Origin of the sequence: Pseudomonas paeninsulae (assembly GCF_035621475.1) — a bacterium.
GTDB lineage: Bacteria > Pseudomonadota > Gammaproteobacteria > Pseudomonadales > Pseudomonadaceae > Aquipseudomonas > Aquipseudomonas paeninsulae.
This window is the reverse complement of record NZ_CP141799.1, coordinates 589,333-606,400: the sequence shown is the minus strand read 5'-3', so window position 1 is coordinate 606,400 and position 17,068 is coordinate 589,333. Positions and strand designations below refer to the sequence as shown.

The 17,068-nt window shown below is 63.8% G+C and carries 11 protein-coding genes and 2 pseudogenes; 3 read left to right on the top strand and 10 right to left on the bottom strand.

What is annotated here, in order from left to right; genetic code table 11:
* Positions 1-607: 607 nt before the first annotated feature.
* Complete coding sequence (locus VCJ09_RS02710; protein WP_079204556.1) at positions 608-1,294, top strand: OmpW/AlkL family protein; 687 nt, start codon at positions 608-610, stop codon at positions 1,292-1,294.
* A gap of 58 nt (positions 1,295-1,352) precedes the next feature.
* On the opposite strand, the gene VCJ09_RS02705 is transcribed toward VCJ09_RS02710, so the two are convergent.
* The 8 genes and pseudogenes from VCJ09_RS02705 to VCJ09_RS02670 form a co-directional block, all read right to left on the bottom strand.
* Positions 1,353-2,285: an NAD-dependent epimerase/dehydratase family protein gene (locus VCJ09_RS02705; RefSeq protein ID WP_324733016.1), complete on the bottom strand. Its 933-nt coding sequence runs from the start codon at positions 2,283-2,285 to the stop codon at positions 1,353-1,355.
* A complete protein-coding gene (locus VCJ09_RS02700; protein WP_324733015.1) occupies positions 2,278-3,162 on the bottom strand; it encodes a sugar nucleotide-binding protein in 885 nt (294 codons plus the stop codon). The genes VCJ09_RS02705 and VCJ09_RS02700 overlap by 8 nt, the downstream gene beginning before the upstream one ends.
* Before the next feature lie 348 nt (positions 3,163-3,510).
* Entirely contained in the window at positions 3,511-4,566 is a 1,056-nt protein-coding gene (locus tag VCJ09_RS02695) for an ABC transporter ATP-binding protein (protein WP_324733014.1), read from the bottom strand.
* 54 nt (positions 4,567-4,620) lie between these two features.
* Positions 4,621-5,478 carry an ABC transporter permease gene (locus VCJ09_RS02690; protein WP_324733013.1) on the bottom strand — a complete coding sequence of 286 codons (858 nt, stop codon included), beginning with the start codon at positions 5,476-5,478 and terminating at the stop codon, positions 4,621-4,623.
* On the bottom strand, positions 5,475-6,383 hold the full coding sequence (locus VCJ09_RS02685) for an ABC transporter permease (protein WP_407693002.1): 909 nt from the start codon (positions 6,381-6,383) through the stop codon (positions 5,475-5,477). The genes VCJ09_RS02690 and VCJ09_RS02685 overlap by 4 nt, the downstream gene beginning before the upstream one ends.
* A 98-nt stretch (positions 6,384-6,481) precedes the next feature.
* A pseudogene (locus tag VCJ09_RS02680) lies at positions 6,482-7,584 on the bottom strand (extracellular solute-binding protein).
* A 229-nt stretch (positions 7,585-7,813) separates the two neighbouring features.
* Positions 7,814-9,273, bottom strand: a pseudogene (locus tag VCJ09_RS02675) (aldehyde dehydrogenase family protein).
* The gene (locus tag VCJ09_RS02670) at positions 9,267-10,907 is read right to left on the bottom strand and encodes a 5-guanidino-2-oxopentanoate decarboxylase (protein ID WP_324733012.1); all 1,641 of its coding nucleotides are present in this window, start codon (positions 10,905-10,907) and stop codon (positions 9,267-9,269) included. The pseudogene VCJ09_RS02675 and the gene VCJ09_RS02670 overlap by 7 nt, the downstream one beginning before the upstream one ends.
* A 197-nt stretch (positions 10,908-11,104) precedes the next feature.
* On the opposite strand from VCJ09_RS02670, the gene VCJ09_RS02665 reads away from it, so the two are divergent.
* Positions 11,105-12,004: a LysR substrate-binding domain-containing protein gene (locus VCJ09_RS02665; RefSeq protein ID WP_324733011.1), complete on the top strand. Its 900-nt coding sequence runs from the start codon at positions 11,105-11,107 to the stop codon at positions 12,002-12,004.
* Positions 12,005-12,141: 137 nt separating this feature from the next.
* Here VCJ09_RS02665 and VCJ09_RS02660 read toward each other — a convergent pair whose 3' ends face one another.
* Positions 12,142-12,645: a single-stranded DNA-binding protein gene (locus VCJ09_RS02660; RefSeq protein WP_324733010.1), complete on the bottom strand. Its 504-nt coding sequence runs from the start codon at positions 12,643-12,645 to the stop codon at positions 12,142-12,144.
* Between the two features lie 18 nt (positions 12,646-12,663).
* Entirely contained in the window at positions 12,664-14,052 is a 1,389-nt protein-coding gene (locus VCJ09_RS02655; RefSeq protein WP_324733009.1) for an MFS transporter, read from the bottom strand.
* A 134-nt stretch (positions 14,053-14,186) separates the two neighbouring features.
* On the opposite strand from VCJ09_RS02655, the gene uvrA reads away from it, so the two are divergent.
* Entirely contained in the window at positions 14,187-17,027 is a 2,841-nt protein-coding gene (gene uvrA / locus VCJ09_RS02650; protein ID WP_324733008.1) for an excinuclease ABC subunit UvrA, read from the top strand.
* The last annotated feature ends 41 nt before the right edge of the window (positions 17,028-17,068 follow it).

Below are 17,068 nucleotides of genomic sequence, written 5' to 3'. Positions count from 1 at the left end.
ACAATAACCTTTCCAAAACGCAAGTTACTGCAAGGCTGAGCGGCATTCGGCAAACATCTCGCGGCGGACCTCCGGTCCACGCCGTGGTTCGCCCCGCCAGGTGCAGGCTGCGTCCAATGCGGTATTCGGGGCTGGCGCTGACAGGCGCCTCGCTGCAGAGGGCATGGCCGACGTATTAATAAGAGCAAGCCGGTAAAGATAACCATTATCAACTGCATTAGCATCATCCAGCAACCACCCATGTTCGGCTCATGCGCAACCTCTTGCGCCAGGCACGCTGCAGACTCGCGCGGCGATGTCCGCGAGAGGGTAAGCGTGCAGCAGCGGCAGGCGCCCAAGGAAGAACACCGCGAGCGAGTGTACGAGGAAGAGGGCGACGACTGATCAGGCCAAACCCGCCAGCTTGTGCGGCCAAATGCCACACGCGGCGCATGCCGCGCCCCGCAAGCAACAACGGCGGGGCCTGCGCGCCATCTGCGGGAACCACTGCAAGGCAATGGCCTGTCGCTACCAGACCAGTTCATTGAGCTGGGTCAAAACTCGATTTGCTTAGGCTCCTAACATTGCCCTCAGTCCAACCAACTGAAGACTCGACCGGAGCTCACTTATGCGCAAGTCCCTGCTCGCTATTTCCATTCTCGCCACCGCATTGGCCGCCCCTTTCGCCCAGGCCTACCAGGCAGGCGACATCATCGTGCGCGCAGGTGCCGCTACCGTCGATCCGCATGAAAGCAGCAGCGATCTCTGGGTCGGCGCACTGAACAGCGACGTCGCCGGCACCAAAGCCACGCTGAACAGCGACACCCAACTGGGCCTGACTGGCACCTACATGCTCACCAGCCACATCGGCATCGACCTGCTCGCCGCCACCCCGTTCAGCCATGACGTCGGCGTGAAAGGTATGCCGGGCGGTTTTGCCGGGTTGAATGGCAAACTGGGTGAACTCAAGCACCTGCCACCGACCCTGAGCGTCGTCTACTACCCGCTCGACGGCGCCTCAGCCTTCCAGCCCTATGCGGGCGTGGGCATCAACTACACTTGGTTCTTCGACGACAAGCTGAGCAGCGAAGCCGAAGGCAAGGGTTTCAGCGGCCTCGACATGAAAGACTCCTGGGGCCTCGCCGCCCAGGCGGGCATGGACTACATGCTGACCGACAACCTGCTGTTCAACGCTCACGTGCGTTACATCGACATCGACACCACCGGCACCACCTCCTTCGGTGGCGAGAAGGTCAAGGTCGATGTAGAGGTCGATCCATTCGTCTACATGGTCGCCCTCGGCTACAAGTTCTAAGCCACACCGACACCCACAAAAAAGCCGGCCTCAGCGCCGGCTTTTTTGTCGCTACAGATCAGTCTTGGCCCAATAGCTTGCGCAAACCCTCACGCATGGAGGTCGCCGGCGGCAGCTGGTAACACTCCAACAAACGCTGGTTATTCGCCCGTGAATGACGGATATCGCCGGGCCGCGCCGCCTGATACTCAAGCGCCGGCAAGCCGCCACACAAACCGCCGATTTCGGCCAACAGCTGGTTGAGGCTGACGGCCTGATTCCAGCCGACATTCACCGCCCCCACAACAACCTGCGGCAGGTTCAACGCCTGCATCAGCAGCGCCAGCAGATCGCCGATATAGAAGAAATCGCGGGTCTGCTCGCCATCGCCGAACACGCCGATCGGCAAGCCTTGCTGCACCCGCTGGGTGAAGATGCTGATCACCCCGGAGTAAGGTGAGGACGGATCCTGACGTGGACCGAAAATATTGAAGAAGCGGAAAATCGCCGGTTCCAGGCCATGCTGACGGCGATAGAAGTCCAGGTAATGCTCACTGGCCAGCTTATCGGACGCGTAAGGGGTCAACGGCGCCTTGGCAGTACCCTCATCAATCGCCTGGCCTTCGCCATTGTTACCGTAGACCGCCGCACTGGAAGCAAAGACCACGCGCTTGACGCCGTGCCGGCGCATGGCCTCGCAGACATTCAAGGTGCCGACGAAGTTGCTCTGGTGAGTACCCACCGGATCGTCCACCGAGGCTTGTACCGAGGCCACCGCGGCCAGGTGCACCACAGCAGCACAACCGGCCACAGCCTGATCGACCAGGACCGCATCGGCCACATCGCCCTCGAGCAAATGCAGCCGCGGGTTGTCCAGCGGCAGATTGGCGCGCTTGCCCATTGAAAGGTTGTCCAGCACGCGCACCCTATGGCCTTGCGCCAATAGCGCGTCAACCAGGTGCGAGCCGATGAAACCGGCGCCGCCGGTAACCAGAATAGGCGTGTCAGACATGGCGATAGTAGCGATCCAGTAGGCTCGGCAGCCCAGAGCGCCAGGCGCGCGGCTTGATACCGAAGGTGTGCAGGATTTTCTTGCAGGCCAGCACCGCGTGTTGCGGCTCCTCGGCGGCATCCGGGCGCGTGGCATGGGCCTGCGCCGCGATGTCTTCGAGCAGATTGCTGCGGAAATGGCGCGCCTCGCTCAACACTGCCTGTGCCAACCCCAGCGAAGTGGTTGCCTCGTTGCCGCCATAGTGAAAAGTGCCCCACAACGGCGTCTCGCAATCGAGTTGTTTGAGCACGGCGAGGATCACCCGCGCGGCATCGTCGACCGGGGTCGGGTTGCCGCGCCGGTCATCGGCGAACGACAAGTTTTGCTCTCGCTCGGCACGCGCCAGGAAACGCCCGAGCTGGCCGTCCGGGCTCTCGTCCAGCAGCCAGCCGAAGCGCAACAACACATGCCGCGGACACACCGCGCGCACGCGCTGCTCGATACGCCACAAGGCCTGACCATGCACACCCAAGGGTACCGGCTCTTCCTTTTCGCTGTAGGCGGTAACCCGCGAACCATCGAACACCCGGTAACTGGACGGCTGTAACAGGCGAATCTGATGATGCTGACAAAGCTCGGCAAGCCGCTCGACCGCTTGTTCCTGGGCAGCAAGACGCGCCGCGCTCACCCCTTCGGCCTGAAACCAGTCGAAATAGTAAGCCAGGTTGATCAGTGCATCGGGGCGCGTGTCGTCAAGCAACTCGGTCAGGCTTCCGGCATCCCAGCCAGTTTCCGGCGGACGCGGCGCCAGGAAGCCGATGTCCTCCTCGGCGCCGAGACGGATCAGTGCCTGCCCCAAGGCATTACCGCCACCCAACAACATTAAACGCATACGCATGGTGTCTCGCAACGGCCGATGCCGCCAGGCGACGTCAATGGGCAACCCGGCATAACGCTAGCCACGCCCCCCTGCTCATCACTCCTGACCCCCGACCACCGCCTCTCTCCCGGTTTGGCATTATCGTAGTTAGACGCTGACATCGCGCCAAAGTGTCGCATTTTGCGGGTTTACGCGCACGCCGTCATTAGGCGCGCCTAATGCACCGCACGACAGCAGAGGCAAAACCAGCGACGACCTGGCGCAAGGCCCTCGCCCGACGGCGCTCGGCAGACAGTTTCATGCATCCTTCATGAGCTGGCGGCCGGCTGCCCACGAACGCGCTGCCCGCGGCAAACCTACCCACACTCAGGCGGTCAGTACCCGGCAGGCTTCGGCCGGGATGGTCACCGACACCGGGTTGCCAATGCCCAGGCCGATACCCTGGCAAGGCGTGCTCAGCGCAGTCAGCGAGACACCGGAGCACTCGATGGTTGTTTCGATGGTCGCGCCGCTATCGCGCACGAAGGTCACGGTGCCCTGCAGACGATTGCCTGCGCTGGCCTGGGGCAGCGACAAGGTCAAGTCTTCCGGGCGCACCAGCAGCTTGATGCTGGTGCCGGCTTGAATGCTCTCGCAGATCGGCACCTGCAGCGCCGCGCCGCCTGGCAGGCTCACCCGGCCGTTGCCCAGGGCGATCGCCGGGAAGATATTGCCGCTGCCGATGAAGTCGGCGACGAAAGCGTTGGCCGGGTTGCGGTAGATCTCGATTGGCGTGCCAACCTGCTGCACCCGGTGTTCGCCGAGCACCACCACGATATCGGCCATGGTCATGGCCTCGCGTTGGTCATGGGTGACCAGGATGGTGGTGATGTTCAGGCGCTGCTGCAATTGGCGGATCTCCACCTGCATGGACTCGCGCAACTTGGCATCCAGCGCCGACAGGGGTTCGTCCAACAGCAGCAGCTTGGGTCGTGCGGCAATCGCCCGGGCAATCGCCACGCGCTGGCGTTGACCGCCAGACAGCTTGGCCACCGGACGGTCGAGCATTTCCTGCAACTGGATCAGTTGCAGCAGTTCGGTCACCCGTGCCTGCTGATCAGCCTTGCTCACCCCGCGCAAGCGCAGCGGGTAGGCGATGTTCTCGCCAACGGTCATGTGCGGGAACAGCGCCAGCGATTGGAACACCATGCCAAAGTTACGTTGATGCGCCGGGGTGCGGCTGATGTCTTCGCCGTCCAGGCGGATTTCCCCGTCGCTGAGGGTTTCCAGTCCGGCGATCATGCGCAGCAAGGTGGTCTTGCCACAGCCCGAGGGACCGAGGAAGCACACCAGCTTGCCCTCCGGCAGGTGCAGATTGACGTCCGTCACGGCGCAGGCCGAGCCATAGTGTTTTTCAACGTTTTCTAGAACTAATCCGCTCATGCGGCACCTCCAATAAGCTGTTGCCGGCAAGCCGCCAGGGCCTGCCCGGCTGAATTAAAAGGACACGCCACCTTCGCCGACCAGCTTCTCCAGCGCCCAAATCAGGGCGAAGTCGATCAGCACGATCAATACGGCGAACGAGAAAACAGTCGGGTCGAGGGAGGACACGGTGCGGCTGTACATCCAGATCGGTACGGTCATCACATCGATGTTGTAGAGGAAGTAGGTCACGGTGAATTCATTGAACGAGATGATGAAGGCCAGCAGCATCCCGGCCAGAATCCCCGAGCGCATCAGCGGCACCACCACATCGAGGATGGCGCGCAGCGGCGAGGCGCCGAGCATCTGCGCGGCTTCCTCGACCTCGCTGCCGATCGACAGCATGGCTGCGGTGCAATTTCTCACCACGAACGGCAAGGCGAGGATCACATGGGCGATCACCAGCCGCGAGGTGCTGAGGTGAAACGGCAGGTTGTCGAATATCAGCAACAGCGCCAGGCCCAGCACCACCATGGGAAACACCAGCGGCAGCGACATCAGCTGCAGCGCCGCCGCCTTGCCGCGGAATTCGCAGCGCACCAACGCATAGGCGGCCGGCACCGCCACCAGGGTGGCGAACAGCATGCTCAGGGTGGCCACCAGCAGACTGGTGGTGAACGCCTGACCGAGGCTGAGCACGTCACTGGCGTCCGGCGAAACGAAGGTATTCCAGGCCGCCTGGTACCACTGCAGGCTGTAGCTGGCCGGTGGAAAGTCGAGGTTCGAGGCGCCACTGAACGACATCACGATCATGGTCAGGATTGGCAGCACCGCCAGCAACAGGATGACCCCGGACAGGCCCATGGCGAAACGCCCGGTTTCACCCGGCAACGGGGCGGCACCGTGAAACAGGCTCTTGAGTAAGTTGCTCATTGCGAAGCCTCCAGGATGCGCCGACGACGGCCGGTGACGAATTCGGAGAAGGTCATGATCGCCAGCGTGGTGACAATCAGCACCACCCCGGCGGCGGAGGCTGCCGGCCAGTTCATCAGCGGGGCGATCTGGTCATGCACCATCACCGCCAGCATCGGCACCCGCCGACCGCCAAGGAGTAAGGGCACCACGAAGCTGCTGGCGTTGTAGGCGAACACCAGGGTGGCGCCGGTGATGATGCCCGGCAGGCTCATCGGCAACACCACTTGCCGGAACACCTGCCAACGACTGGCGCCGAGGGTAGCCGCCGCCTCCTCGTAGCTGCGCGCCACGCCGCGCATGGCACTGGCGATCGGCAGCACCGCCAACGGGAAGGCGGTCTGCACCAGGCCCATCAGCACACCCGTCTGGTTGTAGAGCAGCATCACCGGTCGATCGATCAGGCCCAGGCCCAGCAGCGCCTGATTGAGCATCCCGCCCGGACCGAGGATCACCAGCCAGCCGTAACTTTGCAGCAGCAGGTTGACCAGCAACGGCATCAGCACCGCGGCGAGGAACACCCGACGCAACAGCGGCGACTGCAAACGCGACATGCAGTAGCCAACCGGAATCGCCAGCAGCACCGCGATCAGCGCGCTGACCAGGGCCAGACGCAAGGTCAGTAACAGCGACTTGAGGTAGTAGGGCTCGAGCAACTGGGCGTAGCTGGCCAGGCTGAAACCGCTCCATTCCGCGCCCTTGGTGCCGACACTCATGCGCAGCACCAGCAGGCTGGCGGCAATCAGTACGCCGAGAAACAGCATCGCCGGCGAGAGAAACAGCCAGGCGCGTGCCGTCGGAGAAAACGTCTTGGCCGGGCGCAGGGGCGCCACGCCGACCTGACGGGTCAGAGTTGAATGTGCCATTTCGCTGATCTCATCAGTACAGAAGGTTGCTGCACACCGCGCCGGCGCCCAGAGGCCCGCTGCGCGGTGCTATTCACGGCAGGTGCCGTAGCGCTACATCAGGAAGAGAAGATTTCCGTGTAGCGGCGAATCCACTGGTCGTGCACGGTGGCCAGGAAGGCGTTGTCGTGCATGATCGCCTTCTCCGAGATCTGCTCGGGCGTGAGGATGTATGGGCTCTTACGCGCCTCGGCGGAAATGATCGCCTTGGCGTTGACCGGGCCGTTGAAGATGTCTTCGGCCATCTTGCCCTGCACCAGCGGGTCGAGCGAGTGGTCGATGAAGGCATAGGCCAGATCGGTATCGCCCGGACGGTGCTTGGGCATGACCGAGAGCATCAGGTCGGTATAAAAGCCTTCTTGCATGCCGAAGGTGGCGCCCAGGCCATAGGCCGGATCGCGGATCTGCTTGGGGAAGAAGGCCGGTGCATAGAGGCCGCCCATGTCCAGCGAACCGGTGCGGAACAGTTCGGCGATCTGGTTGGGGTTCTCGCCCAGGGTAACGACCCGGTCGTTGAGTTTCTCGAGCAGTTTGAAACCCGGCTCGACATTGTGCTCGTCACCGCCGGCCAGCTTGGCGGCGATGATGATCAGGTCCATGGCCTCGGTCCAGTTCGGTGGCGGCAGGAAAATGTTCGGCGCCATGTCCTGGTCCCACAGGGCGGCGTAGCTGTCCGGCGCTTCTTTCACGGTGCGGGTGCTGTAGATCAGGCTATTGCACCACAGCAGGTAGCCGATGCCATGACCGTCGGCGCCGGTCTGGTACTGCGCCGGCACGTCGCGCAGGTTGGGGATGCGGTTAAGGTCAGGCCTTTCCAGCAGCCCGGCGCTGGCCAGGCCTTCGGCGCCGACGCCGGCCAGGGTGATGATGTCGTATTGCGGGCGATCACCACCGGCCTTGAGCTTGGCGACCATCTCCGAGGTGCTGCCGGTACGGTCGGCGATCACCTTGGCCCCGGTCTGGCTTCGAAGGTCGCGGCGATATTGCGCAGCGCCGCCAGGCCGGTGTCGTCGGACCAGGTGAGCAGGCGCAGGGTCTTGCCGTGAAACTTCATGTCGCCGGCACTGGCCTTGATGAAGGGAAAGGACAAGGCCGCGGCAGCCACCGATGCGACACCTACCGTTTTGATGAATGTTCTTCTGTTGAAATCGTGTTCGCTCATCGCAGTTGCCTCTTGTTTTTATTTGTCTTCAGGAGCTTGCGGCGCGGTGCCGGGCTCCCTGCAATAAACCGTTCAACCTGACCTCAGGCCCCATTAACACTGGTGCGGTCTGAGCTGGCCAAGCCATCCTGCGGCGCACTCGCCAGGCCAACAATCGATAAATTGTCATCGAAGCCATGCGCAAAACGCATGCCTCGCCAGCAGGCATGCGGGCGCCACATACGCCCGCTTAAAGGGCGCGAATCACATGCTTGATTTCCTGGAATGCCTGCAGCCCCCAGGGCCCCAACTCGCGGCCGATGCTGCTTTGTTTGTAGCCACCCCAGGCCGCCTGCGGGAAGATCACCTGCGGCGCGTTGATCCACACCAGGCCAGCCTGCAAGGCATTGGCGACCCGTTCGGCGCGGCTGGCGTCGCCACTGACCACGCTGGCTACCAGGCCAAACTCGCTGTCGTTGGCCAGTTCGATGGCCTGCTCTTCCGTGCTGAAGCTGCGCACACAAAGCACCGGCCCGAAGATCTCCTCACGCCACAGGGCGCTGTTCAGCGGCACGTCGGTAAACACCGCGGGCCGCAGGAAATAGCCACGCGCCAGCCCAGCCGGACGTTCACCACCGCTCAGCAAGCGCGCGCCGCCATCCAGGCCGTCGGCAATATGCCGACAAACCCGTTGGTACTGGGCCTGATTGACCAGCGCACCCATCTCCACGTCCGCCGCAAACGGGTCACCGACGCGAATCGCCTCGGCGCGTGCCTGCAAGCGCACCAGGAACTCCTCGGCCAGCTCAGCGGCGACCAGTACCCGACTGGTCGCCGAGCACATCTGCCCGGCGTTGAAGAAACCGCCGCCACAGGCCAGCTCGACCGCCAGCTCCAGGTCGGCGTCGGCGAACACCAGCAGCGAGGACTTGCCGCCCAGCTCCAGACTGACGCCCTTGATGGTCTCGGCGGCGCGCTGCATGACCTGCACGCCCACCGCATTGCTGCCGGTGAACGACAACTTGGCCACCCCCGGATGCGCCGCCAGTGGCGCCCCGACCGCCAGGCCAGTGCCGCAGACCAGGTTGAACACCCCGGCCGGCAGGCCGCGGCGATGATGTCGGCCAGCTCCAGTTCCGGCAGCGGGGTCACCTCCGAGGGTTTCAGCACCACCGTGCAGCCGGCCGCCAGCGCGGGAGCCAGCTTCCAGGCAGTGGTCACCATCGGGAAATTCCACGGCACGATCAGCCCCACCACGCCACAGGGCTCGCGGCGCAGGCGGGCGGCGAACTCGCTGCTCGGCAGCGCCACCGCGGCGTCCTGCTGGCAGTCCAGCGCCTCGGCCAGTTCGGCGTAATAGGTGAAGGTGGCGATCACATCGTCAACATCGATCACCGCTTCCGCCAGGGGCTTGCCGTTGTTGCGCGCTTGCAGCTGGATCAGGCGCTCGCGGCGCTCGTCGACACCGGCGGCGATCCGGCGCAGACAGGCGCCCCGCTCGACCCCGGCGCTGCGGCCCCAGGCCGGAAAAGCATCACTCGCCGCGCACACCGCCTGCTCGACCGCCGCGGCGTCGCCGCCGGCCACGCTCGCCAGCAACTCTTCGGTGGCGGGATTGATCACCTTCAGGCTGTCGCCACCGCTCTGCCAGTGCCCGCCGATATACAGACCGGCGAGTGCGCCATTGTGCGGCGGGCGACTGTTCAACATGCCGCCACCCCACTCATCCAGGCCTGCTGGTCGATTTCGATCAGGGTCGGCAACTGAGTTTCACGTGCTTGGCGCAGGGCCGCGCGCAACGCCTCGGCGTCATTCGCCCGCCCCGCCGCACAGCCCAGTGCCTTGGCCGCGGCGACGAAGTCCGGGGTGAAGATATCCACGCCCACCGGCTCGATATCGCGGTTGACCATGTACTTCTTGATCTCTTCGTAGCCCTGGTTATTCCACAGCAGGACGATGATCGGCGCGCGCGCTTCCACCGCACTGGCCAGTTCGGCCAGGGTGAACTGCAGTCCGCCGTCGCCGATCAGGCACACCACCGGGCGCCGCTGCGCGCCTTCGCGGCTGTCGCCGAGCAGCGCACCGATGGCCGCCGGCAAGGCGTAGCCGAGGGTGCCGTAGCCGGTCGAGGAGTTGAACCAACGCCGAGGCTGTTCCAGGTTCAGGGTCAGGTTGCCGCTGTACACCGGCTGGGTCGAGTCACCGACCAATACCGCGTCCGGCAGCTCCTCCAGCACCGTCTGTAGGAAGCGGGTCTGCCCACGCATTGGGACATCCCAGGACGCCTCGAGGTCCGCACGCAGCCGCGCGGCGCAGGCGCTGCCCCAGTCGGCGCGACGCGGGGCCAATGCCTGTTCGCCGAGCGCCGCATGCAAGGCCTCCAGCGCCAGCGCGGAGTCGGCGACCAGCGCCATGGCCGGCGGGTAATTGCGCACCGCCTGGTCCGGGTCGATGTCGATGCGCAGCAATACGCCGGGGATCTCGAAGCCACCGGCGAAGGTCACGTCATAATCGGTTTCGCCCAACTCGGTGCCTACCGCCAATACCACATCGGCCTCGGCCACCAGCTCGCGGGTCGCCACGGTCGACTGGGTCGAGCCAATCAACAGTGGATGGGCCGAGGGCAACAGGCCCTTGGCATTGATGGTCAGCGCCACGGGGGCCTGCAGCTGCTCGGCCAGCCGGGTCAGCGCCGGCGCCGCATCGATCGCGCCGCCACCGGCGAGAATCAGTGGCCGCTGGGCGCCAGCCAGCCGGCTGGCCATTTGTGCGATGGCCACCGGGCTGGCGCCGGGCCGGGCCAGGCTGATCGGCTGACTGCTCAGCAGCTCATCGGCCTCCTCGATCAACACATCGAGCGGAATCTCGATATGCACCGGGCGCGGCCGCGCAGCCTGGAACACGGCAAAGGCGCGCGCCAGCACCGCCGGCAGCTCGGTGGCCGACAGCAGGGTGTGCGAGAAGGCCGAAAAACCGGCGACCAGATTGCTCTGCGACGGCAGCTCGTGCAGCTTGCCGCGCCCACCGCCGAGCTGGCTGCGCGCCTGCACGCTGGAAATCACCAGCATCGGGATCGAGTCGGCATAGGCCTGGGCCATGGCCGTGGCGATATTGGTCATGCCGGGGCCAGTGATGATGAAACACACCCCCGGCTTGCCGCTGGTGCGCGCATAGCCATCGGCCATGAAACCGGCGCCCTGCTCATGACGCGGGGTGACATGCTCGATGGGCGAACGGGCCAGCCCGCGGTAGAGCTCGACGGTATGTACGCCGGGGATGCCGAATACCCGCTCGACACCGTAGCGTTCGAGCAACTTCACCAATACTTCGCCGCATGTCGCCATGTTCTTTTGTCCTGTTCAGTAACTGAGGTCTACTGCACTCGCCGCATTGCACGCCGCCCTGGATTCAGCGGGCCGCGCGGATGCGTCGCAGATCTGCGAAAAAGTGCAGCCAAGGTCCAATTTGACCCCCTGCCCAACCACCGGACAATGCAAAAATAGTCATACTAGGCATGTCCTCACTGCATAGCTGAGCCTCCATGAAACGGCTTCCACCTCTGCCTGCGCTGCATACCTTCGTGATCACCGCCCAGTGCTGCAACTTCACCCGCGCAGCCGAACTCCTGCACATCACCCAGGGTGCGGTGAGCCGGCAGATCGCCGGTCTGGAGAGTCACCTGGGCTACCCGTTGTTCCAGCGCCAGGCCCGCGGGCTGAGCCTGACCGCGCAAGGCCGCGAGTTGTTTCCGCAGATCCAGCAGGCATTCGGCCTGATCGGCGAGGCGGTCGAACGAGTGGGCGCGCGGCGCGAGGCGCTGCGGTTGAAGGCACCGACCTGCGTCATGCGCTGGTTGCTACCGCGGCTAATGCACTGGCAGGCCGAGCGCCCGGACGTGCCCGTGGAATTGACGACTACCGTGCAGCACTCGGTGGATTTTCGTGGTGAGGAGTTCGACGCGGCCGTGGTGTTCGGCAGCCAACCCGGCCCCGCCTTGGTGGCGCACCACCTATTCGATGAGCTGCTCACCCCGGTCTGTGCGCAGCAACTGCTCAGCGGCCCGCAGCCACTCAGCCAGCCGGCCGACCTGGAACGCCATACCCTGCTGCACCCCACGCGCGACCAGCGCGACTGGGAGGCCTGGCTGAAGGCCGCCGGCACCACAGTCAACAGCATCGGCAAGGGTCAGCATTTCGACACCCTGGATCTAGCCATGACGGTGGCCTCGCAGGGCCTCGGCGTGGCCATCGGCGACTGGTCGCTGATCGGCGAAGACCTGGAAGCCGGGCGCCTGGCCACGCCCTTCGAGCTGAAGGTGCGCACCGGCGATGCCTATTTCCTGGTCTACCCAGAACGCCCAGAACCCTCTCCGCAGTTAGCCGAGCTGGTCGACTGGCTGCTGCTACAGGCCGCGGCGCGCAACGCTCGGGCATCGACCTGAACCTCGAACAGAGCTCCGAACCCCGACGCAAAATGCCCAGGAGCAGCCATTATCACGCGCATAGAAAAACCCCTGTAACTGAATGAGAGCTACAGGGGTTTAAATTTGAAACCTTATATTTAACCCTTACGAGGGCACTAGAACGGGATGTCGTCGTCAAAACTGTCGAAATCCTGCGCCGGCTTGGCCTGCTGCTGCGGAGCCGGACGCGGCGCCTGCTGCTGCTGCTGCTGCTGCTGTTCACGTTGCGGCGCCGGGCGCTGCTGACGTGGCGCCGAATCGCCACCGGCGTTATCCGGACGGCCACCAATCAGCTGCATGGTGCCCTGCATGTCGACGACGATCTCGGTGGTGTAACGCTTGATGCCGTCTTTTTCCCACTCGCGAGTCTGCAGCTTGCCTTCGATATACACCTGCGAACCTTTGCGCAGGTATTCGCCGGCGATTTCAGCAACCTTGCCGAACAGCGAGACACGGTGCCACTCGGTTTTCTCGACCTTCTGGCCGGTCTGCTTGTCGGTCCACTGCTCGCTGGTGGCGAGACTCAGGTTGGTCACTGCGTTGCCGCTGGGCAGATAACGCGTTTCCGGATCCTGTCCGCAGGTACCGATCAGAATAACTTTGTTAACCCCACGGGCCATAACATTCTCCTATAGCTGTCAGCACGTCGCCGGCGCCGCTTCGATCAGGCGCTCGAGGGACATGCGATCCAATTGTTGGGTATCCACTTTGATATAGATGGCCGCTTCATCACGCACCACCACAGCATCCGCCACTCCGGGCACTGCCTGTAAACGCTCGGCCAACCCCACTTCGTGCAATGCCGCGGCTGAAAGCGGCAAGCGCAGACTGGTGACATAAGGCGGTTCACGCATAGTAACAGCAAAGACTAGCCAGAGAAGAGCCATGCCGGCGCAACCGAGGAACACCCCCGACAGGCTGTAATGCTGGTACAGCCAACCCCCGAGAATACCGCCCAGCGCAGCACCGAGAAACTGACTGGTCGAGTACACCCCCATCGCCGCGCCCTTGCCGCCGGCAGGCGCAACCTTGCTGATTAGTGACGGCAGCGAAGCCTCCAGCAGATTGAACGCGGTGAAAAACACCACGATGCCCAGTACCAGTGCACGCAAGCTGCTTCCGAACTGCCAGAAATACAGCTCACAGGCCAGCAGCACCGCCACGGCGCCGAGCAGCACGCGCTTCATGTGGCGCTTTTTCTCGCCATAGATGATGAACGGCACCATGCCGAAGAAGCCGATCAACAGCGCGGTCAGGTACACCCACCAGTGCTCTTCCTTGGGCAGCCCGCCCTGCTCCACCAGCGCCAGCGGCAAGGCGATGAAGCTGGCCATCAGAATCGCATGCAGGGCCAGGATACCGAAGTCCAGGCGCAACAGGTCGGTATGTTTCAAGGTCGGCAATAACGCCTGCCGAGCAACGCCAGACTCACGGTGCTGCAGCGGCCCGGCCGTTCGCGGCACCACCCCGGCGACGATGACGATGCCGAGCAGGGCCATGGCCGCTGTGGCCAGGAACAACCCGGACAAACCAAAGGCGCGGGTCAGCAGCGGACCGACCACCATGGCCACGGCGAAGGATAGACCGATGCTCATGCCGATTATGGCCATGGCCTTGGTGCGGTGCTGCTCTCGGGTCAGATCGGAGAGCAGCGCCATCACCGCCGCGGAAATCGCCCCGCCCCCCTGCAGCACACGACCCGCAATCACGCCCCAGATCGAGTCGGCATTGGCGGCCAACAGACTGCCGGCGGCGAAAATCAGCAGCCCGGCATAGATCACCGGACGCCGACCAATACGGTCGGAGAGCATGCCAAAGGGTATCTGCAGGAAGGCCTGGGTCAGGCCATAGGCGCCAATGGCCAGGCCAATCAACGCCGGTGTACTGCCGCGCAACTCCATGCCGTAGGTCGCCAATACCGGCAGGACCATGAACATGCCAAGCATGCGGAAGGCAAATACCAGCGCCAGCCCAGCGACCGCACGGGTTTCACCGCCACTCATGCGCTCGCTGTAGGGATCGTACATGGGACACGCCTTGATGAAATAGGCGCCGATTCTAGCAGCACCGCTCGACGCGGCACAGCCGTCACGCTTTGCCGCGCTGTGTCACGGGGCCGTATACTCACTGGTTTCCCGCCCGCCATGCGAGGCCGCTGTTTGTGGACAAGATTGTGATCCGGGGTGCCCGCACCCATAACCTGAAAAACATCGACCTGACCCTGCCGCGCGACAAGCTGATCGTGATCACCGGCCTGTCCGGCTCGGGCAAGTCCTCGCTAGCCTTCGACACCCTCTACGCCGAGGGCCAGCGCCGCTATGTCGAGTCGCTATCGGCCTATGCCCGGCAGTTCCTGTCGATGATGGAAAAGCCTGACGTCGACACCATCGAAGGCCTGTCTCCAGCGATCTCCATTGAGCAGAAATCCACCTCGCACAACCCGCGCTCAACTGTCGGCACCATCACCGAGATCTACGACTACCTGCGCCTGCTCTATGCCCGTGCGGGTATTCCACGCTGCCCGGACCACGATCTGCCGCTGGAAGCGCAAACCGTCAGCCAGATGGTCGACCAGGTGCTGGCCTTGCCCGAAGGCAGCAAGCTGATGCTGCTGGCGCCGGTGATCCGTGAGCGCAAGGGCGAACACCTGGCCGTGTTCGATGAACTGCGCGCCCAGGGCTTCGTCCGGGTGCGGGTCAACGGCAAGATCTACGAGCTGGACGAACTGCCCAAGCTGGATAAGCAGAAGAAGCACAGCATCGATGCTGTGGTCGACCGTTTCAAGGCCCGTGGCGATCTGCAGCAGCGCCTGGCCGAATCGTTCGAGACCGCGCTCAAGCTGGCCGACGGCCTGGCGCTGATTGCCCCGATGGAAGGTGAAGACGGCGCAGAGATTATTTTTTCCGCGCGCTTCGCCTGCCCGCTGTGCGGTCATTCGATCAGCGAGCTGGAGCCCAAGCTGTTCTCTTTCAACAACCCGGCCGGTGCTTGTCCGACTTGCGACGGCCTGGGGGTGAAGCAGTTCTTCGACATCAAGCGCCTGGTCAACGGCGAGATGACCCTGGCCGAGGGTGCAATCCGTGGCTGGGACCGACGCAACGTCTATTACTTCCAGATGCTCGGCTCTCTGGCTGCCCATTACGGTTTCGGCCTGGAGATCCCCTTCGACGACTTGGCCGCCGAACATCAGAAATGCATCCTGTTCGGCAGCGGTACGCAGAGCGTCGACTTCCGCTACCTGAACGACCGTGGCGATATCGTCAAGCGCGCCCATCCGTTCGAAGGCATAGTGCCGAACCTGGATCGCCGCTATCGCGAGACCGAGTCGGCCAGCGTGCGTGAAGAGCTGGCCAAGTTCCTCAGCACCCAGTCCTGCCAGGACTGCCGCGGCACCCGCCTGCGTCGTGAGGCGCGGCATGTATGGGTCGGCGAGAAAACCCTGCCGGCAGTCAGCGGCATGCCCATCGGCGAAGCCACCGAGTATTTCGGCAGCCTGGCGCTACCCGGACGACGCGGCGAGATTGCCGAGAAAATCCTCAAGGAAATCCGCGAGCGTCTGCAGTTCCTGGTCAACGTCGGCCTGGACTACCTGACCCTGGACCGCAGCGCCGATACCCTGTCCGGTGGCGAAGCCCAGCGCATCCGCCTGGCCAGCCAGATCGGCGCCGGCCTGGTCGGGGTCATGTATATCCTCGACGAGCCGTCCATCGGCCTGCACCAACGCGACAACGAACGCCTGCTCGGCACCCTGCGCCACCTGCGCGATATCGGCAACACGGTGATCGTGGTCGAGCATGACGAAGACGCCATTCGCATGGCCGACTACGTGGTGGATATCGGTCCCGGCGCCGGCGTGCATGGCGGCCAGATCGTCGCCCAGGGCACTGCGGCCGACGTCATGGCCCACCCGGACTCGCTGACCGGCAAATACCTGTCCGGGCGGGTGAGGATCGCGGTGCCAGACAAGCGCACCCCTTGGGACAAGAAGATGTCCCTGAAGATCAAAGGCGCACGCGGCAACAACCTGCGCAATGTCGACCTGGATATTCCGATCGGTCTGCTGACCTGCGTCACCGGGGTATCCGGTTCGGGCAAGTCGACCCTGATCAACAACACCCTCTACCCACTCAGCGCCACGGCTCTTAACGGCGCCACCACCCTGGAAGCCGCCGCTCACGACAGCATCGACGGCCTGCAGCACCTGGACAAAGTGGTCGACATCGATCAGAGCCCAATTGGCCGCACGCCGCGCTCCAATCCGGCCACCTACACCGGTTTGTTCACCCCGATCCGCGAGCTATTCGCCGGCGTGCCCGAGTCACGCTCGCGCGGCTACGGCCCCGGACGCTTCTCCTTCAATGTCAAAGGGGGACGCTGTGAAGCCTGCCAGGGTGACGGCCTGATCAAGGTGGAGATGCACTTCCTGCCGGACATCTACGTGCCCTGCGATGTGTGCAAGAGCAAACGCTACAACCGCGAAACCCTGGAAGTGAAATACAAAGGCAAGAACATCCACGAGGTGCTGGAAATGACCATCGAGGAAGCACGACAGTTCTTCGATGCCGTACCGGCCCTGGCGCGCAAGCTGCAAACCCTGATGGATGTAGGCCTGTCCTATATCAAGCTGGGCCAGAGCGCGACGACGCTGTCCGGCGGCGAGGCGCAGCGGGTCAAGCTGTCGCGCGAACTGTCCAAGCGCGACACCGGCAAGACCCTGTATATCCTCGACGAGCCGACCACCGGCCTGCACTTCGCCGATATCCAGCAACTGCTCGACGTACTGCATCGTCTGCGCGACCACGGCAACACCGTGGTGGTGATCGAGCACAATCTGGACGTAATCAAGACCGCTGACTGGCTGGTCGACCTCGGCCCGGAAGGCGGCTCCAAGGGTGGCCAAATCATCGCCTGCGGCACTCCGGAAGAAGTCGCCGAGATGCCGCAGTCGCACACCGGCTATTTCCTCAAGCCGGTGTTGGAACGAGCCCGCATCGCCAACTGAAGCCGATGGCCTGCTGAGGTTTCGTCGCACCCGCGATTAAA